Here is a 23,021-nt window from a genome sequence, read left to right as displayed (position 1 = left end):
CCACCCCAGCAAGCTGGGGCTTCAGCGTTCGACTTGCATGTGTTAAGCACGCCGCCAGCGTTCGTCCTGAGCCAGGATCAAACTCTCCGTAAAAACATGTGCAAACCATCCTGCGGAATAAGCAGAACAGCTGCGAGTTTGACCTGACAAAATACGAACATCAATTACTGACGTTCAACTTTTGTCCAAAAGGAATCACCATCAACCACACCCACACAAAGGGCGCGGCGACGGGGATAAATAATTGGCATTTGACAATCAAGTGCACACTATTGAGTTCTCAAAGACCAGACACCACCCGTACACACCCCGAAAGGCTTCCGAACAGCAACCTGTCTCACTCACCACCCAGAAGGGCGGGAGACGCGAAAAAAGGACCGGGCTACTTTCTCGCCCGGCTCCGTCGCGCTGACAAGGGAATAGATTACGCGGGCCCCACCCCGACCGCAACACGCACCACACACCCGGGCGTGTCGCACCAGCACGACGAGGTGCTCTCAGGAAACCCGAGAGGAGTCTCGCACCACGAGACTCGGTGGGATGAGCACCTCGCGGCCGCGGTCGAAGGGCCCGGATGCACCGAGCAGCGCCTCGGCCGCCTCGCGCCCGATGCGCCGGTTGTGCGGGTCGACGCTCGTGAGAGAGATGCGAGGGATCGCGGATAGCGTCGAGTCGTCGTAGCCCGTCACGCGGCAATCGTCGGGCACACGCACACCCGCCTCCTCGAGTGCAGCGATGACGCCGAGCGCGGTGAGGTCGTTCACCGCGACGATCGCCTGGGGAACTCCGCCCGCTGCGAGGATGCGCGAGACCGCGCGACGCGCTCCCGCCTCGGTGAAGTCGGCCCGCTCGACGCCGGCGGATCCCTCGAGGCCGCGCCGCTCGACCTCCGCGCGGAATGCGCGCTCGCGCGAGGCGGAGACGGTGCCGCCCTCGCCTCCGACGAAGACGATGCGCGAGAGGCCCCGATCGACGAGGTGCTCCACCACGAGCGCGATCCCCGCATCGTCGTCGGTGCGCACGGAGGCCACTGTGTCATCGGTAGCGTCGATGGCGCTCGCGACGACCGTGGGGATCGTGGCGGTGAGATCCGAGAGCTCTGCGAACTCCGGGATCGTGCCGACCGTGATGAGGCCCGCCGGCCGCAGATCGCGCAGCACGGCGAGGTTGTCGCGGTCGAGCACCGGTTCCCCGCTGCCGTCGTCGACCTGCGCGGTGACGATCATGGTGCGCTGCCCGGCCTCGCCGAGCCGCGCCTTCGCGGCGCCGACGATCTCGGCGAAGATCGGATTCGAGAGGTTGGAGACGAGGATCGCGACGAGATCGCGACGGCCGGCCGAGAGCGACTGCGCGACGAGGTTCGGCCGGTACCCCAGGCGCTCCGCCGCCTGCAGCACGCGATCCCGGCGCTCCTCGCTGACGTTCTCGCCGCCGTTGAAGACGAGTGAGACGAGCGATTTCGAGACGCCCGCCTCGCGGGCGACGTCACGGATGGTGGGCGGGCGGGTGCGAACGGGGGCGCTCTCGCCCGCTGCCCGTTCCGTCATCGTCAACCCGCCTCCGCTGATGCGACCCGCCGGTGCTCTCCACCCGGGCCGCGCGACCTCTGCAATCCTACGGCCTCGCGGCGGGGTCGCCCTCTCGTCCGAGACGCGAAGCGGGGCGAGGGATCGCGGATCCCTCGCCCCGCCTCGCGCCCGCGACGGGCGCTACTCCCCCTGGTGGCCCTGATTGTTCGGATCGGGCAGGTTCGAGAAGAGCTCGAAGATGCCGTCCTCCTGCAGTCCCTCGCCGCCCTGGCCGAGGTACCAGATGAGCCCGATCGCGGCCACGAGACCGAGCACGAGCACGATCGCGCGGTAGATGTTGCGCTCGTTGTTCTCTCCCATGAAGACGACCCTACGCGGCTGTGCGCGGCCCGGCTACGCGCCGAAGGCGGACGCGAAGGCGTCGAGCGCGGCGTCGGGATCGCCGCTCGCCCACGCCTCCATGCCGATCACGCCCTCGTAGCCCAGCGATCGCAGCGCGGCGGCGACCGCCTCGTAGCGGATCTCGCCCGTGCCCGGCTCGCAGCGTCCCGGCACGTCGGCCACCTGGATCTCCCCGATCCACGGCAGCGCCTCGGTGACGAGCGAGACGAGGTTTCCCTCGCCGATCTGGGCGTGGTACAGGTCGAGGTTGAGCCGCATGCCGGGCCGGTCGACGCTGCGCACGAGCGCGAGCGTGTCGGCCGCCCGCGCGAAGGGCGTGCCCGGGTGGTCGACGGCGAGGTTCAGGTTCTCGAGCACGAAGGTGCGGCCCGCCGCCTCGCCCAGCTCGGCGAGTTCGCGCAGCGTGTCGGCGGCGCGTATCCAGTCCTCTCCCGTCACGCTCTCGCGCGGCACGACCGGCAGGCCGCCCTCGCCGAGGCCGGTGCCGTGCAGGTTGAGGCGCGGCGAATCGATGATCTCGGCGGCGCGCAGCGACTCCTTCGCGGTCGCGATGAGCTCGGAGCGGCCCTCGTCGGTGGTGAGGTCGCCGCGCAGGTAGCCGGTCATGGACGAGAACTCGGCGCCCGTCGCGGCGAGCGCGTCGAGGTCCTTGGTGCTCCAGTCCCAGATCTCCACCAGGAAGCCGCGCTCGTGGATGCGCTGCACGCGCTCCTCGAACGGCAGCTCGGTGAACAGCATCTCGGCGCAGGCGGCAAGACGATAAGACATGAGGGATCCTCTCGGCGTCGTGGAGGGGTCAGAGCGCGACGTCGACGGCGACGCCCTCGGTCGCCGAGCGCTGCGCTGCGTCGGCGAGGATGAGCGCGGCGCGACCGTCCTCGAAGGTGGGGCTGGTCGATGCCTCGCCGCGCGCGAGCTTGATGAACTCGGCGAGCTCGGAGGCGTAGGCCTGGGCGTAGCGCTCCAGGAAGAAGGCGCCGAAGGCGGGCTTCGCCTCCACGGCGTCCGCGGTCGACGCGCTCACGAGACTGGTGGGGGCGTTCGCGACCTGCAGCATGCCCTTCGCCCCGAACGCCTCGATGCGCTGGTCGTAGCCGATCGCGCTGTGGCGCGAGTTCACGATCGTGACGATGCCGCCCGACGCGGTGCGCAGGGTGGTGACGGCGGTGTCGAAGTCGCCGTGCTCGCGGACGCCGGGATCGAAGGCCCGGGTGCCCGTCGCGCTCACCGAGACGATGTCGGGGAAGAAGTAGCGGGCCATGTCGAAGTCGTGGATCGTCATGTCGCGGAAGATGCCGCCCGACACCCGCACGTAGTCGGCGGGCGGGGCCGCGGGGTCGCGGCTGATGATGATGAGCTGCTCGAGCTCGCCGATCTCGCCGGCGGCCACGCGATCCCTCACGGCCTTGAAATCGCGGTCGAAACGGCGGTTGAAGCCGAGCGCGACGGGCACACCGGCCGACTGCACGAGCGGGCGGAGGGCGTCGACGCGGGCGATGTCGAGGTCGATGGGCTTCTCGCACAGCACCGGCAGGCCGGCATTGACCGACGCCTCGATGAGGTCGACGTGGGTGGGGGTGGGCGATGCGATGAGCACGGCGTCGACCTCTCCCGAGGCGATGAGCTGCTCGGGCGACTCGGTCGCGGTGCCGCCGAAGCGCTCGACCACGCCGCGGGCGCCCTCGATGAAGGGATCCGCGACCCAGGAGAGCGTCGCCTCGGGATCGGCGGCGATGCTTGCGGCGTGCACCTGGCCGATGCGGCCGGTGCCGATGAGACCGAAACGGATCGGGTTCTGCGTCATTGCGGGGGTCCTCTGGGTCGGGATCGGAGCGGGAGGCGTCGGGCCGCCGAGCTCCGGTCGGTGCGCGTCTTCAGCGCACTCAGTATAGGACTTGGACCGGTCCGAAACTGGCCGTGGACTGGACGTGCGGAGGTCCGTTTTGCGCTAGAGGAGCGGTTCGGCCCGGCTCGCGCGTGCACGGGGTTCGTCCGGCGTGTTCGCCCCCCTCAGCTGGTCAGTAGACGTTCCGTTCTTGCGATTCTCGAACATCTACTGACCAGCGCCGGGAGGGGAACGCAGTCAGCGCCCGCCGGCTAACGCCCGCTGACGAGCATGTCGGCGAAGCCCGCGGCCTTCAGCCGCAGCGTCTCGATGCGCCGCTCGCGCGCCGCCGCGACATCGAAGCCCTCATAGGCGGGCGGCGGGTCGTTGCGCACGTTGCGCGAGCACTGGAAGTCTTCGCAGAGGAGCACGCCCACGGTGGCCCCGCGACGCCCGGCGTCGCCCACCCGGCGAGCGCTGTAGAAGACCACGTCGTTCGGCAACCGTACATCCTGGCACCAGCCGCACATGGCCCGCGATCGGGGCGCCGCCTCCGCCCGTTTGAGCAGCACACCGGCGAGATCGCCGCCCGGCAGCGGCAGGATCGCGTAGGCGCGGCGGGCGAACTTCGGGTCGCGCCAACCGAAGTAGTCGAGCGCTTCCCAGTCGGTCGACTCGAGGCCGTCGGGGAGCACCATCTCCTTCACCTCCCTGCGGGAGGCGTTGACGAATGACGAGCGGATGAGGGAGTCGGTCAGGGGACGCATGATGAACCGTGCTTTCGGTCGATGCCCCGGCGGCCGCTGAGCGGCCAGAGCGCCGGAGGCGGGGTGATGATCGGCATGACTGAGTCGCCGCACTCACCTGGAGTGCGGCGGGGGCGGGGTCATCGCTCATCGGCGGCAGCGCCGCCGGGAACCTCCCAGCGCCCGGAACGGGCTGAGTCTCGATCGATCACGCCGACACTCTAGCACCGCGGCCTGTTCGGTACGGGCGAGGATCCGCGAACGCAGCGCCCGGCGGGGCGTCGTCGGCGCTCCGGTGCGCGCCGCTCAGCGGCCGGCGCGGGGGGGCGTTCAGCGGCCAGCGCGGGGCGCCGCGGTGGACCGGCGCACGACGAGGCGCGGTGCGAGGAGCTGGGCGGGCGAGGGATCCCTCTCCCCCTCGAGCAGCGCGAGCAGCGTGCGGCCGGCGGCCTCGCCGAGCTCGGCCGTGTCGCCGCTCACCGAGGTCAGCGAGACGAGCTCGTAGGCGGCGAGCGGAGAGTCGTCGTAGCCGACCACCGACACGTCGCGCGGTACCTCGAGGCCGCGCTCGCGCAGCGCGCCGATCACGCCCACGGCCATGGGGTCGTTCACGGCGAACACCGCGGTGAACGGGGGCTCTGCCGAGGCGAGGGATCCCTCGCGAACATCTCGGCCCGCGCCACCGAGTGCGCCGGCGAGCGCGCGCCGCGCCGCCGCCTCGCTCGTCTGATCGGCTCGGAGCACCACGGGCTCCAGCCCGCGGTCGGCCATCTCGGCACGGTAGCCCGCCTCGCGGGCGGCGGCGCTCGGGCCGGGCGCCGACACGCAGGCGATGCTGCGGTGCCCGAGCTCGGCGAGATGCGCCGCAGCCAGCCGCCCGCCCGCCGTCTCGTCGCTCGCGATGACGGGCACCGCGGGTTCCAGGGCGGAGCGGGTGCCGAGCACCACGGCGGGGACGGCGAGGCGCTGCGCGGCATCCGCCGAGGCCTCGCCGGCGAGCACGATGCCGTCGACGCGCAGCGAGCGGAAGACGTCGATCGGGTCGAGGCTGAGGTGGGAGTTGAGCGCGGTGTCAGCGACGCTCAGGCTGTAGCCGTCGTCGCCGAGCGCGCTGCGGAGGCCCGCGAGCGCCGTCGCGAACCAGAGGTTCTCGAACTCGTCGATGACCACCCCGACGCTGCGGGTGCGCGTGCCCGCGAGCCCGGCGGCGAGACGACTCGGTGTGTAGTCGAGCTCGGCGACGGCCGCGAGCACGGCCTCGCGCTTCTCGTCGCTCACCCTCGGCGAGCCGCGCAGCACGAGCGAGACGAGCGACTTGGAGACGCCGGCGCGCTCGGCCACGTCGTAGATGGTCGGCGTCTTGCGCATCGGAACCCTCCTCACGCTCGGAAACCCGCCGGTGTTTCGCGTTGACAACCGGTCGAAGTCAAGGTTAGCGTAATCGCATTGGAGCGCTCCAACATAGTGCTGAGGCGATGCTTCCGGCGCGCTCCAGCCCCGCTGCGACCCGCCAGCACTACCCCGACGAAAGGACCCCCAATGACCGCATCACTCGGTGTCGCCGTCATCGGCGCAGGCATGGCCGGCAAGGCCCACGCCGCCGCGTACCGCGCAGCCTCGACCCTCTACAAGCCGACGCTCCCCGAGATCCGTCTCATCTCCATCGCAGACATCAACGAGGAGCTCGGCAGCGAGGTCGCCGCGCGCTACGGGTTCGAACGCCACGACGCCGACTGGCGCGCCATCGCCGCGGATCCCTCGATCGACGTCGTGAGCGTGGTCGTCGCGAACTTCCTGCACCGCGAGATCGTCGAGACCCTGCTCACCGCGGGCAAGCACGTGCTCTGCGAGAAGCCGCTCAGCGACACGATCGACGACGCGCGGGCCATGGCCGACGCCGCCCGCGAGGCCGAGGACCGCGGCGTGATCGCGCGCATCGGCTACAGCTACCTGCGCGCGCCCGGTATCGCGTTCCTCCGATCCCTCATCGAAGACGGTCGCCTCGGCGAGGTCCTGCACTTCTCCGGCCGCTACTGGACCGACTACGGCTGCCGCCCCGACGCCCCCATGAGCTGGCGCTACCAGGGACCGGCCGGCTCCGGCGCGCTCGGCGACGTGGGAAGCCACCTCAGCTACATTGCCGAATACCTCTGCGGGGAAGTGCGCGAGGTCTCGGGCGGACGCTTCTCGACCGCGATCTCCGAGCGGCCCAAGCCGCTCGGCGCGGTTGTGGGCCACACCCGCGGCAACGTCAGCGACGAGCTCGTGCCCGTCGAGAACGACGACTACGCCACCTTCAACGCGCGCTTCGAGCGCTGCGTGGGCACCCTCGAGGTGTCGCGCGTCGCGGCCGGCCATCCCAACGACCTCGCCATCGAGGTCTTCGGTTCGAAGGGCGGCGCGCGCTGGTCGCAGACGAACCCGGGCCAGGTCGAGGTGATCCTGCACGACGAGCAGGACGACCTCGCCGGCTACCGCATCGTGCCCCTCGGCCCAGCGCACCCCGGCTACGCCGGCGGCTGGGCGATGGACGCGCCCGGCATCGGCATCGGGCAGAACGACCTCTTCGTGCACCAGGCCCGCGCGTTCCTCGAGGAGGTCACCGGCACCCCCGAGGCGGAGTCGCTGCCGCGCTGCAAGACCTTCGGCGACGGGGTGCACAACATGGAGTTCCTCGCGGCCGTGGCGGAGTCGGCGGCGCAGGGCGGATCCACTGTCGTCGTGAAGGAGCACTGACCATGAAACTCGGCGTCTACAACGCGATCCTGCACGACCGCAGCCTCCCCGAGGCCATCGAGGTCGTGGCGAGTCTCGGCCTCACCGGCATCGAGATCAACTCGGGCGGCTTCCTGCCCCCGGTGCACATCCCGAACCGCGAGGCGATCCTCGAGTCCGACACCGCCCGCGACGAGTTCCTCGGGCAGTTCGAGGGCACGGGCGTCTCGATCGCCGGCCTCAACTGCAACGGCAACCCGCTGCACCCGAAGCCGCTCATCGGCGACGTGCACGCCGCCGACGTGCGCCGCTCGATCGAGCTCGCCCAGCGCCTCGGCCTGGACCGCGTCGTCACCATGTCTGGCCTGCCCGGCGGGGAGCCCGGCTCGACGGTCGTCAACTGGGTCGTCAACGCCTGGAACTCGGCCGCGCTCGACGTGCTCGACTACCAGTGGGACATCGCCGCGAAGTTCTGGCGCGAGATCGACCGCTTCGCCGCCGACCGCGGCGTCAAGGTCGCGCTCGAGCTGCACCCGCAGAACCTCGTGTTCAACTCGGCCGACGTGCACAAGCTCGTCGAGCTCACCGGGGCGACCCACGTGGGCGTCGAGCTCGACGCCTCGCACCTGTTCTGGCAGCAGATGGACCCCGTGGCGGTCGTCCGGCACCTCGGCGAGCTCGTCTTCCACGCGGCGGCCAAGGATGTGCGCGTGAACCCCGAGTGGGCGTCGCTCAACGGCGTGCTCGATAACTCCTTCCGCCGTCTCTCGCCCGAGGAGCCGCGCACCAACCTCGGCGGCGAAGAGTGGGCCAACGAATGGCCGAAGCAGTCGGCGTGGGATTTCGTGGCACTCGGCAGGGGGCACGACACCGCGTTCTGGACCGAGTTCCTGCGCGCGCTGCGCGACGTCGACCCCGGGATGTGGGTCAACATCGAGCACGAGGACGTCTCGCTCGGCCGCATCGAGGGCCTCGAGGTCGCAGCGCAGGTGCTGCGCGAGGCCGACGCCGCGCGGTAGGCCGCCGTCCGTGAGAGAACACTCAGGGGGTGAGGGCATACGCGGGGAGTGGTCCCCCGCGTGTGCCCTCACCCCCTGAGTGTTCTCTCGGCGCCCCGTGCGCCCGAGCGGCCCCGCACTCGGAGTGGAGCGCGGGGCCGCTCGGGCGTACGAGGGCTGCTACTTGCCCGCGGGCACGCGGATGGCGCCCGTCGTGACGGCCTCGTCGAGCTCCTCGAGCGTGCGCCCTCGGGTCTCCGGGACGAACTTCCAGAAGAACAGGAAGGAGACGATGTTGACCACCGCGAAGACCGCGAACAGGCCCATGCTCACCGCGCCGACGATCGCCGGAACCGAGAGCGCGAGCACGCCGTTGGCCATCCACAGCACGAAGATCGCGACGCCGGTGCCGATCCCTCGCATGCGCAGCGGGAAGATCTCCGAGAGGTACACCCAGGTGCAGATGTTGAGGAAGGTCTGCATCGAGCCCACCATGACGATGACGAGTGCGAGGAACACCCAGCCGCGCGTGAGGCTCGGGTCCGGGAACACCCAGATCATGAAGATCGCGATGAGGATGTGGGAGATCGAGACGAGCCCGTAGCCGAGCAGGAAGTTGGTGCGGCGGTTGATGCGGTCCATCAGGCTGACGGCGATGACGCCTCCGACCACGGCGATGACACCGGGGGCGATGTTGACCCAGGCGATCATGTCCTCGGTGAAGCCCGACTCGAGCAGCATGCGCTGGCCGTAGTACATGATCGCGTTGATGCCGGTGAACTGCTGCGCGATGCCGATGCCGCAGGCGATGAGCAGGATGACGAGCAGGTGCTTGTTGGTCAGCACGGCCTTCAAGCCGACCTCGCGCTCGCCGATGGCGCGCTCCTCCTCGGCTACGCGCTCGATGTCCTCGAGCTCGGCGTCGGCGCGCTCCTTCGAGCGGATGGTGCGGAGCACGGCGCGCGCGTCACCCTCGCGGCCCTTCTCGAGCAGCCAGCGCGGCGACTCGGGCATGCGCAGCATGCCGAAGAACAGCACGATCGCGGGCAGGGCGCAGACCGCGAACATGTAGCGCCACACACCGTCATGGTGGCCGAACATGGCGGCGAGGATGGCGTTGACGACGAAGGCGGCGAGCTGGCCGACGACGATCATCAGCTCGTTGCGGCCCGCGAGCGAGCCGCGGATCTCGAAGGGAGCCATCTCGGCCAGGTAGACCGGCACGACCGACGAGGCGCCTCCGACCGCGAGGCCGAGCATGATGCGACCCGCGATCAGCACACCGTAGCCGAGCGGCGAGAACTCGCCGTACACGCCGCTGCCGGGCGAGAAGATGACGAACATCGTGCCGGTGAAGAACATCACGGCGAGGATGATGATCGTGGGGCGGCGGCCGATGCGGTCGGCGAGCCAGCCGCCGATCATGGCACCGAAGGCCGCGGCGAAGACGAGCGAGCTGATCACGAAGCCCAGCTGCAGGTCGTCGAGGCCGAGCTCGGCCTGCATGGGCCGCTCGGCGCCGTTGGCCACACCGGTGTCGTAGCCGAAGAGCAATCCGCCGAAAGTGGCGATGACTGCGACCAGCCCGAGCCGCTTCTTATGCGGGCCGTCGGTCAGTGGAGGGAGGGTCGATTTACTCGGGTCGATGGTTCCTGAACTCATGTGCGGACTCCTTCGTCTTATAGCGCATCCCCCGCCCTCTGCGGGAAACACTCAGGTGAGCTTAACAATGTTGTTACGTAAGGACAAACTTCCCGGCACCGAAGATCTGATGTTTACTCGGCACGGCAACCAGAACGCCAAAATGTCATTACATTTGAACAAGTGCGCCGGCGGGCGTAGGGTTGCCGAGTGACCGCAGCCCTGCCCGATCTCGCCCCGCTCGCCTGGGCGCTCCTCGCGATCGCAGCGCTCATCGTGGGCTTCTCGAAGACCGCGATCCCGGGCAGCAACACCTTCTCGATCGCGATCTTCGCGGCGGTGCTCCCCGCCCGCGCATCGACGGGAGCCCTCCTCCTGCTGCTCATCATCGGCGACGTCTTCGCGCTCATCTCCTACCGCCGCCACGCCGACTGGAAGACGCTGCTGAAACTCATCCCCGCTGTAGTCGTCGGCGTGGCGCTGGGAGCGGTCTTCCTCGCATTCGCGAACGACGCCTGGGTGCGCAGACTCATCGGTGCGATCCTGCTGCTCGTCATCGCCTTCACCCTGTGGCAGCGACGCAAACCCCCGGCGGAGGGCGGCCCCGGCTCGGCGCGCATCGCCCGCGCCGGCTACGGCTCGCTCGGCGGCTTCACGACGATGGTCGCGAACGCGGGCGGCCCCGTGATGTCGATGTACTTCCTCGCGGCCCGCTTCCCCGTGAAGGCCTTCCTCGGCACCGCGGCCTGGTTCTTCGCCGTCATCAATCTCGCGAAGGTCCCGGTGTCGGTCGGACTCGGCCTCATCACGCTCCAAAGCCTGCTCCTCGATCTGCTGCTCGTGCCGGGTGTCATCATCGGCGCCCTGCTCGGCCGCTGGGCGGCCTCCCGGATCCCTCAGCGAAGCTTCGACTGGGCCGTCATCGTCTTCACCACGATCGGTGCGGTGTATCTGCTCCTCTGACCCCGGTTGCGCCTGCGGCGGCGAGGGATCCCTCGCGGCAGCGCACAGACCCGGTGAGGGATACCTCGCAGCAGCACGCAGACCCGCCCCGAGCATCCGATGAAGCGGATTCTCGCGCCGCTCTGGCCGATCGGCCGAGTTCGCGGTTATATTTGACAGGACAATTCAACGGGCCCTCGGCCCGGCACCCCTGGAGGTATACGTGACCGCAGCCGACTCCTCGCCCACCACGGCTCCCCTGGCACGCGCAGCGGCAGAGACGCCCACCGCGCTGTGGAACGACTCCGCAGACCCGAACGAGCTGAAGGCTTCGATCGGTTTCGGCGCGGTCGGCGCCACCTGCAACCCCGTCATCGCATTCACCGCGATCAACAAGTACCCCGAGATCTGGGGCCCGCGCCTGCGCGAACTCGCCGCGGAGCACCCCACCTGGGGCGAGTCCGAGCTCGGCTGGGAGGCCGTGCGCGAGCTCTCGATCGACGCCGCGAAGCTGCTGCTGCCGATCTTCGAGGAGAGCGGCGGGCGCAACGGCCGCATCTCCATCCAGACCGACCCCCGTCTCTACCGCAGCACCGACGCGCTCGTGGAGCAGGCGGTCGAGTTCTCGCAGCTCGCGCCGAACATCATCGTGAAGATCCCCGCGACCGCGACCGGCATCGCCGCGATGGAGGAGGCGGCCTACCGCGGCGTCAGCATCAACGCGACCTGCAGCTTCACCGTGCCGCAGGCCATCGCCGTCGGCGAGGCGCTCGAGCGGGCCCTCGACCGTCGCGCGGCCGATGGCCTGCCCGAGCAGGAGTTCGGCCACGTCGTCACCATCATGGGCGGCCGCCTCGACGACTGGCTCAAGAAGTGGGCCGAGCAGGAGCGCATCCTCGTCACCCCGGGCGCGCTCGACTGGGCCGGCGTCGCCGCGCTCAAGCGCGCGCACGCGATCTTCACGGAGCGCGGCTTCCGCAGCCGCATCCTCTCGGCCGCCTTCCGCAGCTTCCTGCAGTGGTCCGAGCTCGTCGGCGGCGACCTCGTCGTGTCGCCGCCGTTCGACTGGCAGGCCCGCATCAACGAGAACGGCATTCCCGCCGAGAACCGCATCGACGTGCCCGTCGCACCCGAGGTCCTCGACGAGCTCATGCAGCTCAGCGAGTTCCGCCGCGCCTACGAGCCCGACGGCATGAGCGTAGACGAGTTCCTCGACTTCGGCGCGACCCGCAACACGCTGCGCCAGTTCCTCGACGCAGACGCGAAGCTCGACGCGCTCGTGCGCGACGCGATCCTGCCCGGCGCGTAGGCGCGAGCGCGGGCTCGTCCCCTGCCGCCCTCCCCCGTGGAAATCGGGGCGCTTGCGGCCGCTTTCCGAGTTTGGAAGCGACCGCAAGCGCCCCGATTCGCATGTGCGCGAGGTGCCCGCGGCCCGCGGGGCCGGCCAGGGATCAGGCCCCGGCGTTCTCGATCAGCTCCCGCAGCTTCGCGAGCTGGAACTTCGAGACCTCGTCGGCGCGCTCATCCTCGGCGAAGACGTTCGACACGATCAGTGCCTCGGGGTCGTCGAGGAAGCCGCTGCTCCGCAGGGTGCTGAAGAGCTCGCTCCAGTCCACGTCGCCGTCGCCGATCGCGAGGTGCTGGTGCACGCGCACGGCGTTGCCGGGAGGGTTGGTGATGTAGCGCAGCCCGTTCGATCGGTTGTGGTCGAAGGTGTCGGCCGTGTAGACGGCGCCGAGACGATCCCCGATCTCGGGGATGAGCGAGGTCGCGCGGTCGCCGTAGTGGAAGGTGTGCGAGGCGACGTACACGAAGCCGACCCGATCGCTGTTGAGGCCGCGGATGATGCGCCAGCCCTCGAGCCCGTCCTCGACGAAGTCGTCGGGGTGCGGGTCGATGTTCATCGTGACGCCCTCGCGCTCGAGCACGGGGATCAGCGCCTCCATCGCGTCGTAGAAGCAGTTCTCCGACTCCTCCTCGCGCTCGGGGCGGCCCGAGAACTCCGTGTTGAGGATCGGCGCCTCGAGCTCGGCCGCGATCTCGATGTAGCGCGTCGTGTTGCGGATCGCGGCCCGCACCTGGTGCGGCTCGGGGCCGCCGAGGCGCTGCACGGGCAACACCGAGGTGATCGTGACGCCCGCATCCTTCGCCCGCTTCTTCAGCTTCGCGATCATCTCGCTGTCCACCTTCGGGTGGTGGAAGTGACGGCCGAAGTCGGGGTTCGGCGTCAGCTGCAGGTACTCGTAGCCGAGCCGTGCGACGGTGTCGGGGAAGTCGAGCAGGTGGACCGTGCCGTTGTAGGGCGTGGGATCGAGTGCGATGCGTGCCATGGTGCTCCTTTGCTGGGTGGGGCGCTCGGTGCGGGTGAGGGATCCTGCCGCGCGTTTCGCCGCGGCGGGATCCCTCACCCGAGAGAATGATCAGGCGTAGAACGCGGGGCGCTCGGGCGCCTCGACGGGCACGATGCCGCCCTCGTTGAGGGCCTTCACGCCGGCCTCGCAGGACAGTGCGACGAGGTAGCCGTCCCAGGCGTTGGGGCCGTCGATGAGGTCGCCGCGCCGCACCGCGTCGACCCAGCGCTGGATCTGCGCGTCGTAGGCGGCCGCGAAGCGCGTCACGAAGCTCTCGTGATCCTTCACACGGAAGAAGCCGGCGTCCCAGCGCTGCAGGCCGGACGGCTGGCCGATGCGGGCGATGCCCTTCTCGAACACGGCCTCGGTCGCGACCTGGTAGCCGAACTGCACGCTGACGTTCATCTCCACGTCGACGAGCACGCCGTTCTCGAGCTCCATGATCACGAGGATCGGCTCCTTCAGGCGCTCGGGCGCGAGCGAGTTGCGGCGCGGATGCTTCACCTCGACGCTCTTCACGGGCGAACCGGCGAGCCACGGCACGACGTCGAACTCGTGCACCACCGAATCGGTGATGAGCATGTCGTTCGTGTAGCTCTCGGGCACCGAGGGGTTGCGGTGCAGGGCGCGCACCATGAGCAGCTCGCCGCTCTCGCCCGAGACGACGAGGTCGCGCAGCGCCTGGTACTCGGTGTCGAAGCGGCGCATGAAGCCGAGCTGGATGTGCGGGCGGTCCAGCTGCTGCTCGAGCTCGAGGATCTCGAGCGAGCTCTCCGAGTCCTGCGTGAGCGGCTTCTCGCACAGGATCGGCAGTCGGGCGTCGAGCGCGGGCTTCAGCACGGGCGCGTGGAACTGGCCGGGGGTGGCGATGAGCACGGCGTCCATGGCGCCTGCGGCGATCGCGTCCTCGATGCTCGTGAAGGCGAGGGATCCCGGGGCGTCGGCCGCCGCAGCCTCCGCACGGCCGGCATCCGGCTCGACGATCGCCGAGACACGGGCACCCGCGATGCGATGGGTGATGCGCTTGACGTGGTCGGCGCCCATCATGCCTGCGCCGACGACGGCGACGCGGAGTTCTTCGGTCATTGTCATGTCCTTCAGTTTCGTTTCAGATCCTGGGTTTCGACTCGCATCGCACCCGCTGATTGAGCGAGCGAAGCGAGTCGAAATCAAGGGACGGTCGGATTCAGCTGATTCTCGCCAGGTGCGTGCAGCCGAAGATGTGCTCGCGGGTGCGCTTGGCGATCGGGAAGGGCCGGTCGACGTCGCAGCCGTACATGTCCTGCTCGACGATCGCGAAGATGTCGGGGTCGATCTTCGCGACGGCCTCGATGACGGGCCCGAGCTCGGGGATGCCGTTCGGCGGCTCGATCATGATGCCGTCGGCGACCGCGTCGACGAACGAGGTGTCGTTCTTCAGCACGTCGAAGAGCAGCGTCGGGTCGACCTGCTTGAGGTGCAGGTAGCCGATGCGCTCGGGGCGATCCTCGATGAGCTTCACGTTGTCGCCGCCGTAGTAGGCGAAGTGGCCGGTGTCGAGGCAGAGGTTGGTGTAGCGGGGGTCGGTCTCGTCGAGGAAGCGCAGCACCTCGCGGGTGGTGCCGACGTGGCTGTCGGCGTGCGAGTGGAACTGCTGCTTCATGCCGAACTCCTCGAGCAAAGCCTTGCCGAGGCGGTCGTGGCCGGCAGCGAGCTTCGTCCACTGCTCGTCGGTGAGGGTGCGCGGTTCGAGGTTCTCGCCGGTCACGTCGCTGCGCCACAGATCGGGGATGACGACGAGGTGCTCGGCGCCGAGCTTCGAGGCGAGACCTGCGACGGCGAGGGCCTGGTCCCAGGCGCGCTGCCACTGCTCCTCGCCCTTGTGGAAGCCGGTGAACACCGTGCCGGCCGAGAGCTTGAGCCCGCGCTTGCCGAGTTCGTCCTCGAGCCGATGCGGGTCGGTGGGCAGGTAGCCGTAGGGACCGAGTTCGATCCACTCGTAACCGGCCTCCACCACCTCGTCGAGGAACCGCTCCCACGGCACCTGGACCGGGTCGTCGGCATGCCATACGCCCCACGAATCGGGGGCCGTGCCGATGCGGAGGCCGGGGTTGTCGATTGCTTCGTCGCTCATCTGCTCACGCACTTTCTCGCGATGACTCGGTACCTGATCATCCTACCCCCGAAACCCGAGTTTGATAGGACAATAAGCCAATCTGCGGACACGGATCGGAGCGCAAGGGTGCCCCTCCATACATATGGGATCTGCAGAAGATATGGCCGATCCCGAACGAAATCGCATATCTTCGGCAGATCCCATACGAATGGCAAGCGCCGCTCGGCCCGCGAAGGACCGGGATCGCTGATCAGCCGAGCAGCGGCTTCTGCGCCGCCTGCTGCTCCTCGTACTCGGCGCGGGCGCGCTGCGTCGACTCGAGCGTCGACACCTGCGGCACGGGCACGTCCCACCAACCGGCGCCGTCGGGGGCGTAGATCAGCGGATCGCTGTTGATGTGGATGAAGGTCGACCGATCCGAGGCCTTCGCTGCGGCGATCGCAGCGCCGAGGTCGTCGATCGCCGAGGCGCCGGGCTCGATCTCGATGACGTCCATGCCGTAGCTGCGGGCGTTCATCGCGAGGTCGACCGGCAGCACCTGGTCGCCCTGGAAGTTCTTCGCGTCCGCGTCGTACTCGCGGTACCAGGTGCCGAAGCGCTCCGAGCCGACCGTCTCGGAGAGGTGACCGATCGAGGCGTAGCCGTGATTCTGGATGAGGATCACGATGAGCTTGATGCCCTCGGCGACGGCGGTGACGAGCTCGGTGTTGAGCATGAGGTACGAGCCGTCGCCCACCATCACGATGACGTCGCGGTCGTCGCCCGCGGCGACGAGGCCGCGCTTGGCGCCGAGACCGCCGGCGATCTCGTAGCCCATGCACGAGTAGGCGTACTCGACGTGGTAGCCGAGGGCGTCTCGCACCCGCCACAGCTTGTGGAGATCCCCGGGAAGGGATCCCGCGGCCTGCACGATGACGTCTTCGGGCGCCGAGGCGCGCTGCACGGCTCCGATGATCTCGGGCTGTCCGGGCAGCGCGAGACCCGAGGGCGCGAAGGCCTCGTCCACCGTCGCGTCCCACTCCGCCTTCTCAGCGGCGATGCGCTTCGCGTAGTCGGCGTCGACTCGCAGCTCGGAGAGCGCATCGTGCAGTTCGAGGATCGCCTCGCGGGCGTCGGCGATCACGGGGATCTGCGTGCCGTGCTTGTAGGCGTCGAACGACGCGACGTTGATGTTCACGAACTTCACGTCGGGGTTCTGGAACGCCGTGCGCGAGGCGGTGGTGAAATCGCTGTAGCGCGTGCCGATGCCGATGATCACGTCGGCCTCGGCTGCGAGACGGTTCGCCGCGAGGGTGCCCGTGGCGCCGACGCCGCCGAGGTTCTGGGGGTGATCCCAGGCGAGCACTCCACCGCCGGCCTGCGAGGTGCCGACAGGGATCCCCGTCTCCTCGACGAGCTCGCGCAGCTGCTCCTCAGCGTCGGAGTAGAGCACGCCACCGCCTGCGACGATGAAGGGGCGCTTCGCGGCGCGGATCGCCTCGATCGCGAGGGAGATCGCGTCGCGATCGGGCCGCGGGCGTCGGATGCGCCACTCGCGCGGCTGCAGGAACTCGACCGGCACGTCCATGGCCTCGGCCTGCACGTCCTCGGGAAGCGCGATCGTGACGGCGCCGGTCTCGGCGGGGTCGGTGAGCACGCGCATCGCGGCGAGGGCGATCGAGAACAGCTGCTCGGGCCGCTGCACGCGGTCGAAGAACTTCGAGACGGGACGGAAGGCGTCGTTGACGGTGAGCCCGATGTCGTGCGGCTGCTCGAGCTGCTGCAGCACCGGATCCGCTACGCGCGTCGCGAAGGTGTCGCTCGGCAGCAGCAGCGCGGGCAGACGGTTGGTCGTGGCGAGCGCCGCGCCGGTGAGCATGTTGCTCGCGCCCGGGCCGACCGACGCGGCGGATGCGTAGCAGCCGCGTCGGCGATGCATGCGGGCGTAACCGACGGCCTGATGCACCATGGCCTGCTCGTTGCGCGCCTGGTAGTAGGGCATGAGGTCGGGGTTCTCGACGTTGAACTGCTTCAGCGCCTGGCCCACGCCCGCGACGTTGCCGTGCCCGAAGATGCCGAACATGCCCGGGATGGTGCGCTCGCGAATCTCAGTGCCGTCGGCGGCGCGGTCGACGGTCCACTGGTTCGCCAGGAACTCGACGAGCGCCTGGCTAACGGTCATGCGGCGTGTGGTCATCGGTATCTCCGTTCAAGATGTTGCAGTTCGTCGGTTCTTCCCTCGCTGAGCGAGGAGCTTGCGACGAGTCGGAACGCGGGGTCTCTCGGTTTCGACTCGCTCCGCTCGCTCAACCAGCGGAGGGACGTCCGCTCGCTCGGCCGACGGAGGCGAGCGGACGTCCCCGCCTACTCCGCGGTGAAGGGGAGGCGGGAGTCGAGCTGCTGCCCCTCCCAGGTATCGCGCACCCAGCCGTGAGCGGGGTCGTCGCTGATGAGCCAGGTACGCTCGGGGTCGGGGCCGGCCATCACATTGAGGTAGTACATGTCGTAACCGGGGGCCGCGACCGCGGGGCCGTGGTATCCGTAGGGCACGAGGGCGACGTCGCCGGTCTTGACCTGCGAGTCGATCTCGATCTGCCCCGCAGGCGACGAATAGGTGCTGAACATGCCGAAGGCGTGCTCCTCGCTGACGCCCTCGGGCGCGCCCTTCGTCGGGGCGACCTCGAAGTAGTAGATCTCCTCGAGCTCAGACTCGTGGCCCGGCAGGTTCTCGTCGTGCTTGTGCGGCGGATACGACGACCAGTTCTCTGCCGGCGTGATGACCTCGACCACGATGAAGCGGGCTGCGTCGAGCGCCTCCTTGCGGCCGAAGTTGTGCACCTGACGGCTCGAGGCGCCGGCACCGCGAAGCTCCACGGGCACCTCCTCGACCGGCATGTATCGGGTCGGGCGCACGACGTCGGTCGGCGAGGTCGCGACGAGGAAGCGGGTCTCGCCGGGCGAGACCGCCGTGACGGTGCCGGTGGCCGCAGCCGAGAGGTAGAGCACGTCGGTGGGGCCGTCGAAGACCGATGCGCGGCCGCGCAGCTCGGTCACCGTCTCGGATCCCTCCTCGACGTGCGAGACGGAGAACGCGCCGGAGAGGGGAACGACGAGTCGCTCGACTCCCGTGCCTTCGAGAGCGATCGACTCGCCCTGCTTCAGACGCGCCACACGGATTCCCGTGTGCTCCCAGCCCGGGGTGCGCTCGTCGACGACGCTCTCCCAGCCGCCCTCGGCGAGTTCACCGCGGCGATGGAACCAGCGTTCGGCCTGCTCGGTCATTTCTTGCCCTTCCACCGGTGCCACCGGTCGAGTCGGAGTGTGTCCGCCGGTCGAGCGGAGCTCGGCGAGTCGAGGGTTTCGATTCGCTTCGCCCGCTCGACCGGCGGATGTTCTCAGTCGTTCTGGGGGAAGCCCAGGTTGATACCGCCGTGCGTGGCGGGATCGAGCCAGCGGCTGGTGATCGCCTTCTCACGGGTGAAGAAGTCGAAGCCGTGCACGCCGTAGGCCTTGGCGTCGCCGAACAGCGAGGCCTTCCAGCCGCCGAAGGAGTGGTAGGCGACAGGCACCGGGATCGGCACGTTGATGCCGATCATGCCGACCTGGATCTCGTGCTGGAAGCGGCGCGCGGCCCCGCCGTCGTTCGTGAAGATCGCGGTGCCGTTGCCGAAGGCACCCGAGTTGATGAGGCGCACGCCCTCCTCGAAGGTCTTCACGCGCACGATCGAGAGCACCGGGCCGAAGATCTCCTCGGTGTAGGCGCGCGAGTCGAGCGGAATGTTGTCGATGAGCGTCGGGCCGAAGAAGAAGCCGTCCTCGTGGCCGTCGACCTTGAAGTTGCGGCCGTCGACGAGGATGTCGGCGCCGTCGGCCTCGGCGATGTCGACGTAGCCCGAGATCTTGTCGCGGTGCACACCCGAGATGACCGGACCCATGTCGGGCTCGGGGCTCAGCGCGCCGTTGCCGATGTTGAGCTTCGCGATGCGCTCCTTGATCTTCTCGATCAGTTCGTCGGCGACGGGCTCGACCGCGAGCACGACCGAGATGGCCATGCAGCGCTCGCCCGCGGCGCCGTAACCGGCGTTGATCGCCTGGTCGGCGACGAGGTCGAGATCGGCATCGGGCAGCACCAGCATGTGGTTCTTCGCACCGCCGAGCGCCTGCACGCGCTTGCCGTTCTTCGAGGCGGTCTCGTAGATGTACTGGGCGATCGGGGTCGAGCCCACGAACGAGATCGACTGCACCTCGGGGGCGTTCAGCAGGCCGTCGACGGCGAGCTTGTCGCCGTTGAGCACGGTGAAGACGCCGTCGGGCAGGCCCGCCTCCTTCCAGAGCTGCGCCATCCAGATCGAGGCCGAGGGATCCTTCTCGCTCGGCTTCACGATGACCGAGTTGCCCGCGGCGATGGCGATGGGGAAGAACCACATCGGCACCATGGCGGGGAAGTTGAAGGGCGAGATGATGCCGACCACGCCGAGGGGCTGCTTGATCGAATAGACGTCGATGCCGGTCGACGCGTTCTCGGAGAAGGCGCCCTTGATGAGATGCGGGAAGCCGGTCGCGAGCTCGACGACCTCCTGGCCGCGGAGGATCTCGCCCATCGCGTCGGAGAGCACCTTGCCGTGCTCGGAGGTGATGATCTTCGCGAGTTCGGGCTTGCGCTCGTTGAGCAGCTCGCGGAACTTGAAGATGACCGTCTGGCGCTTCGCCATGGAGAACTCGCTCCACACCTCGAAGCCCCGCTGCGCCGAGGCGATGGCCTCGTCGATCTCGGCCTGGTCGGCGAGCGCGACATTGGCCTGCACCTGGCCGGTGGCCGGGTTGTAGACGGGGGCGGTGCTGCCGCTCTTCGACTCGCGGATCGCGCCGTCGATCCAGTGGTTGATCACGGGGAGTTCAGTGCTCATGTGTGCTGCTTCCTTGACTGGCTGGGGTGGATTCTTCGATAGTGGGCGGGGCCACTGACATTCTCCAGGGGCCCGCGGGTTTCCGCTACCGGGCTTCGGCGCCCGGGGGGGTCCGCTACGCTGCGAGGTCCGTGTGGACGAGGCGCGCCGCGATGTCGACGGCCGCGGCGACGTCGCCGTCGTGCGGGTAGAGCAGGGTGCGCCCGACGGTCAGGCCGCGCACGCCGGGCAGCGCGAGCGCGCGCTCCCAGGAGGCGAAGGTCTCATCGGGATCTCCGCCGTTGTCGCCGCCGAGCAGCAGCGTGGGCATCGTCGTGGCCTCCATGACGCGCTCCATCCCGTCGACCACGGGCAGCTTCATCCAGGTGTAGGCGCTGGAATTGCCGAGCCCGGAGGCGATGGCTGTGGAGAGGATGACGGCTTCGGCGGTGAGATCGTTGACGACCTTCCCGTTCACGCGGCTGCTCATGAAGGGCTCGAGCATGATCGGCAGCTCGGCCGCCGCCGCCGCGTCCACGGCGCGCGCCGTCGCCTCGAGCGTCGGCAGCGTGCCCGCATCATCGAGATCCACGCGGATGAGGGTCTTCGCGAAATCGAGGCCCTGGCGCTTCATCGCCGCGATGTCGTAGGCGGTGTAGCGGTCGTCCATCTCGAAGGAGGCGCCGCGCAGACCGCCGCGGTTCATGGATCCCACGACGATCTTGTCGTCGAGCAGACCGAGCGCCGCGAGGTCGTCGATGATGTCGGGGGTGCCGAGCACGCCGTCGACACCGGGACGCGAGAGGGCGAGCGCCATGCGCTCGAGCAGCTCGTAGCGGTTGGCCATCGCGGTCGGGTTGTCGCCGACCGCGATCGCGCCGCGCGCGGGGTGGTCCGCGGCGACGATGAAGAGTCGGCCATCACCGGCGATGACGTCGCGGCGCCTGCGCTCGGCGAGCGCCCTGCCGATGGCGGCGGGGTTCGCGGCGCGCGTCTCGCGCAGCCGCTCGAAATCCAGTGCCATGTTCAGGCTCCCTTCGCGAGGATGGCTTCGACCTCTGCCGCGTCGGGCATGGCCGTCGAGCACTCGAGCCGGGTGGCGACGAGCGCACCCGCGACGTTGGCGAAGCGGAAGATGCGCTCCAGCCCCCACCCCTCGAGCAGGCCGTGGCAGAGGGCGCCGCCGAAGGCGTCGCCCGATCCGAGGCCGTTGACGACGTCGACGAAGTGGGGCGCGACCTCGACGCGCTCGTCGCGCGTCTTGGCGAGCACGCCCTTGGGCCCCTGCTTCACGATCGCGAGCTCGATCCCTCGCTCGAGCAGGGCGTCTGCCGCGCGGTCCGGCTCGACCTCTCCCACGGCCACCTCGCACTCCTCGCGGTTGCCGACGGCGACGGTGGAGTGCTCGAGACCGAACGCGGCCTGCGCGGTCGCCTCGGCCGGGTCGGCCCAGAACATGGGCCGGTAGTCGAGGTCGAAGACCGTATGCTGCTTGCGCGCGCGAGCCTCCAGCGCCGTGTGGTGGGTCGCGCGGCTCGGCTCCTCGCTGAGGCCGGTGAGCGTGAACCAGAAGATCCGGGCGTCGCGCACGGCGTCGAGGTCGAGGTCGGAGCTCTCGATCTGCAGGTCGGGCGCCTTCGGCTCTCGGTAGAAGTAGAGCGGGAAGTCGTCGGGCGGGAAGATCTCGCAGAAGGTGACCGGTGTCGGGTACCGCGGGTCGACCCTCACCTCGCGGGGGTCGACGCCGAGGCGGGCGAGCTCGCGCAGCAGATAGCGGCCGAAGGGATCGTCGCCGACCCGCGAGACGAGCGCGGTCGCGTGACCGTATCGCGCCGCGGCCACCGAGACGTTCGCCGCGCTGCCGCCGAGGAACTTGCCGAAGCTCGTGACGTCTTCGAGCGAGCCCATCTGGTGGGGATAGATATCGACCCCGAGCCGCCCCATCGCCAGCACGTCATCAGGACGCCGTTGCTCCGACATTCTCTCCGCCTTTCACTGCGATGCGGTCCGGCACCCCACGCGCCGATGCATTTGTCCTAACAATAGCACGAACTCCTCGAAATGAACCGGACCGTCTCACGAACATGTAACGTTGTTCTCACAAATGCGATCGGTGTCTGCGCGCATGGACATCGCCTCGAGGGAGAGCCCATGACCACCACACCCGTCTGGCCCGACGAGCTGTTCGCCAATCTCGACCGCACCGGCCCGGTGCCGCTCTATTTTCAGATCTCGACGCGCCTCGAGCGCGCGATCCGCGAGGGCGACCTCCCCGCGGGCACGCGCCTCGCCAACGAGATCTCGATCGCCGAGCGCCTCGGCCTGTCGCGTCCCACGGTGCGCCGCGCGATCCAGGAACTCGTCGACAAGGGCCTGCTCGTCAGGAGGCGAGGGATCGGCACCCAGGTCGTGCAGGCCCGCGTCAGCAGGCCCGTCGAGCTCACGAGCCTCCACGAGGACCTGAGCCGCACGGGCCACCACCCGACCACGCGCGTGCTGTCGGTGGAGCGGATCCCCGCAGACGAGGCGATCGCCGAGCAGCTGAGCGTCGAACCCGGCACCGAGGTGGCGCGCATCCGGCGGCTCCGGAGCGCCGATGGCACGCCGATGTCGATCCTCGTGAACTTCCTGCCCCCGCAGTTCCTCGACATCACCGAGGAGGATCTGGAGCACTACGGCCTCTACGAGCTGCTGCGGGGCCGCGGCGTGACGATCAAGATCGCGAACCAGACGATCGGCGCCCGCCGCGCGCACGGAGACGAGGGCGATCTGCTCGACGTGCCGAAGGGCAGCCCCCTGCTCACGATGGACCGCGTCGCGTTCGACCAGTCGGGTCGCGTCATCGAGGCGGGGCACCACTGCTACCGCCCCGACCTCTATTCGTTCGAGACGACGCTCGTCGCGCGGTAGGC

The 23,021-nt window shown here is 69.1% G+C and carries 20 protein-coding genes and 1 rRNA gene; 5 read left to right on the top strand and 16 right to left on the bottom strand.

Annotated features, from left to right (window positions below; translation table 11 throughout):
* The 7 genes from J4H91_RS07485 to J4H91_RS07455 form a co-directional block, all read right to left on the bottom strand.
* Positions 1 to 93 (bottom strand): 16S ribosomal RNA (locus tag J4H91_RS07485); the annotation flags it as partial.
* A 404-nt stretch (positions 94 to 497) separates the two neighbouring features.
* Complete coding sequence (locus J4H91_RS07480; protein ID WP_208045638.1) at positions 498 to 1,547, bottom strand: LacI family DNA-binding transcriptional regulator; 1,050 nt, start codon at positions 1,545 to 1,547, stop codon at positions 498 to 500.
* A gap of 162 nt (positions 1,548 to 1,709) precedes the next feature.
* Positions 1,710 to 1,889, bottom strand: coding sequence for a hypothetical protein (locus J4H91_RS07475; RefSeq protein ID WP_208045637.1), 180 nt, complete (start codon positions 1,887 to 1,889; stop codon positions 1,710 to 1,712).
* 33 nt (positions 1,890 to 1,922) lie between these two features.
* Entirely contained in the window at positions 1,923 to 2,699 is a 777-nt protein-coding gene (locus tag J4H91_RS07470) for a TIM barrel protein (RefSeq protein ID WP_208045636.1), read from the bottom strand.
* Positions 2,700 to 2,727: 28 nt separating this feature from the next.
* Positions 2,728 to 3,735: an inositol 2-dehydrogenase gene (gene iolG, locus J4H91_RS07465; RefSeq protein WP_208045635.1), complete on the bottom strand. Its 1,008-nt coding sequence runs from the start codon at positions 3,733 to 3,735 to the stop codon at positions 2,728 to 2,730.
* Positions 3,736 to 4,028: 293 nt separating this feature from the next.
* Positions 4,029 to 4,523, bottom strand: a complete 495-nt coding sequence (locus J4H91_RS07460) for an FBP domain-containing protein (RefSeq protein WP_208045634.1) — start codon at positions 4,521 to 4,523, stop codon at positions 4,029 to 4,031.
* Positions 4,524 to 4,832: 309 nt separating this feature from the next.
* Complete coding sequence (locus tag J4H91_RS07455; RefSeq protein ID WP_208045633.1) at positions 4,833 to 5,870, bottom strand: LacI family DNA-binding transcriptional regulator; 1,038 nt, start codon at positions 5,868 to 5,870, stop codon at positions 4,833 to 4,835.
* A gap of 171 nt (positions 5,871 to 6,041) precedes the next feature.
* On the opposite strand from J4H91_RS07455, the gene J4H91_RS07450 reads away from it, so the two are divergent.
* Together J4H91_RS07450 and J4H91_RS07445 are read left to right on the top strand one after the other, a co-directional pair.
* Positions 6,042 to 7,238 (top strand): Gfo/Idh/MocA family protein, encoded by a 1,197-nt coding sequence (locus tag J4H91_RS07450; protein WP_208045632.1) that lies wholly within the window; start codon positions 6,042 to 6,044, stop codon positions 7,236 to 7,238.
* A 2-nt stretch (positions 7,239 to 7,240) separates the two neighbouring features.
* Entirely contained in the window at positions 7,241 to 8,236 is a 996-nt protein-coding gene (locus tag J4H91_RS07445) for a sugar phosphate isomerase/epimerase family protein (protein ID WP_208045631.1), read from the top strand.
* 159 nt (positions 8,237 to 8,395) lie between these two features.
* Here J4H91_RS07445 and J4H91_RS07440 read toward each other — a convergent pair whose 3' ends face one another.
* On the bottom strand, positions 8,396 to 9,877 hold the full coding sequence (locus J4H91_RS07440) for a sugar porter family MFS transporter (protein WP_208045630.1): 1,482 nt from the start codon (positions 9,875 to 9,877) through the stop codon (positions 8,396 to 8,398).
* Positions 9,878 to 10,066: 189 nt separating this feature from the next.
* On the opposite strand from J4H91_RS07440, the gene J4H91_RS07435 reads away from it, so the two are divergent.
* Positions 10,067 to 10,819, top strand: coding sequence for a TSUP family transporter (locus J4H91_RS07435; RefSeq protein ID WP_208045629.1), 753 nt, complete (start codon positions 10,067 to 10,069; stop codon positions 10,817 to 10,819).
* 202 nt (positions 10,820 to 11,021) lie between these two features.
* On the top strand, positions 11,022 to 12,107 hold the full coding sequence (locus J4H91_RS07430; RefSeq protein ID WP_208045628.1) for a transaldolase family protein: 1,086 nt from the start codon (positions 11,022 to 11,024) through the stop codon (positions 12,105 to 12,107).
* A gap of 142 nt (positions 12,108 to 12,249) precedes the next feature.
* Here the strand turns inward: J4H91_RS07430 and J4H91_RS07425 are convergent, their stop codons facing one another.
* From J4H91_RS07425 to iolC, 8 genes are all read right to left on the bottom strand, one after another.
* Positions 12,250 to 13,128: a sugar phosphate isomerase/epimerase family protein gene (locus J4H91_RS07425; RefSeq protein ID WP_208045627.1), complete on the bottom strand. Its 879-nt coding sequence runs from the start codon at positions 13,126 to 13,128 to the stop codon at positions 12,250 to 12,252.
* Positions 13,129 to 13,218: 90 nt separating this feature from the next.
* Entirely contained in the window at positions 13,219 to 14,235 is a 1,017-nt protein-coding gene (locus tag J4H91_RS07420; protein ID WP_208045626.1) for a Gfo/Idh/MocA family protein, read from the bottom strand.
* A 100-nt stretch (positions 14,236 to 14,335) separates the two neighbouring features.
* Positions 14,336 to 15,262: a sugar phosphate isomerase/epimerase family protein gene (locus J4H91_RS07415; RefSeq protein ID WP_208045625.1), complete on the bottom strand. Its 927-nt coding sequence runs from the start codon at positions 15,260 to 15,262 to the stop codon at positions 14,336 to 14,338.
* Positions 15,263 to 15,494: 232 nt separating this feature from the next.
* Positions 15,495 to 17,420, bottom strand: a complete 1,926-nt coding sequence (gene iolD, locus J4H91_RS07410; RefSeq protein ID WP_208045624.1) for a 3D-(3,5/4)-trihydroxycyclohexane-1,2-dione acylhydrolase (decyclizing) — start codon at positions 17,418 to 17,420, stop codon at positions 15,495 to 15,497.
* 167 nt (positions 17,421 to 17,587) lie between these two features.
* Positions 17,588 to 18,505: a 5-deoxy-glucuronate isomerase gene (gene iolB, locus J4H91_RS07405; RefSeq protein ID WP_208045623.1), complete on the bottom strand. Its 918-nt coding sequence runs from the start codon at positions 18,503 to 18,505 to the stop codon at positions 17,588 to 17,590.
* A 113-nt stretch (positions 18,506 to 18,618) separates the two neighbouring features.
* Positions 18,619 to 20,130 (bottom strand): CoA-acylating methylmalonate-semialdehyde dehydrogenase, encoded by a 1,512-nt coding sequence (locus J4H91_RS07400; RefSeq protein WP_208045622.1) that lies wholly within the window; start codon positions 20,128 to 20,130, stop codon positions 18,619 to 18,621.
* A gap of 115 nt (positions 20,131 to 20,245) precedes the next feature.
* A complete protein-coding gene (locus tag J4H91_RS07395; RefSeq protein WP_208045621.1) occupies positions 20,246 to 21,133 on the bottom strand; it encodes a class I fructose-bisphosphate aldolase in 888 nt (295 codons plus the stop codon).
* Between the two features lie 2 nt (positions 21,134 to 21,135).
* Positions 21,136 to 22,089, bottom strand: a complete 954-nt coding sequence (gene iolC / locus J4H91_RS07390) for a 5-dehydro-2-deoxygluconokinase (protein WP_208045620.1) — start codon at positions 22,087 to 22,089, stop codon at positions 21,136 to 21,138.
* A gap of 171 nt (positions 22,090 to 22,260) precedes the next feature.
* Here iolC and J4H91_RS07385 point away from each other — a divergent pair, with 171 nt between their 5' ends.
* Positions 22,261 to 23,019, top strand: a complete 759-nt coding sequence (locus tag J4H91_RS07385) for a GntR family transcriptional regulator (RefSeq protein ID WP_208045619.1) — start codon at positions 22,261 to 22,263, stop codon at positions 23,017 to 23,019.
* The last annotated feature ends 2 nt before the right edge of the window (positions 23,020 to 23,021 follow it).

Origin of the sequence: Leucobacter ruminantium (assembly GCF_017565705.1) — a bacterium.
Taxonomy (GTDB): Bacteria; Actinomycetota; Actinomycetes; order Actinomycetales; family Microbacteriaceae; genus Leucobacter; species Leucobacter ruminantium.
This window is presented reverse-complemented; position numbering and strand designations above follow the sequence as displayed.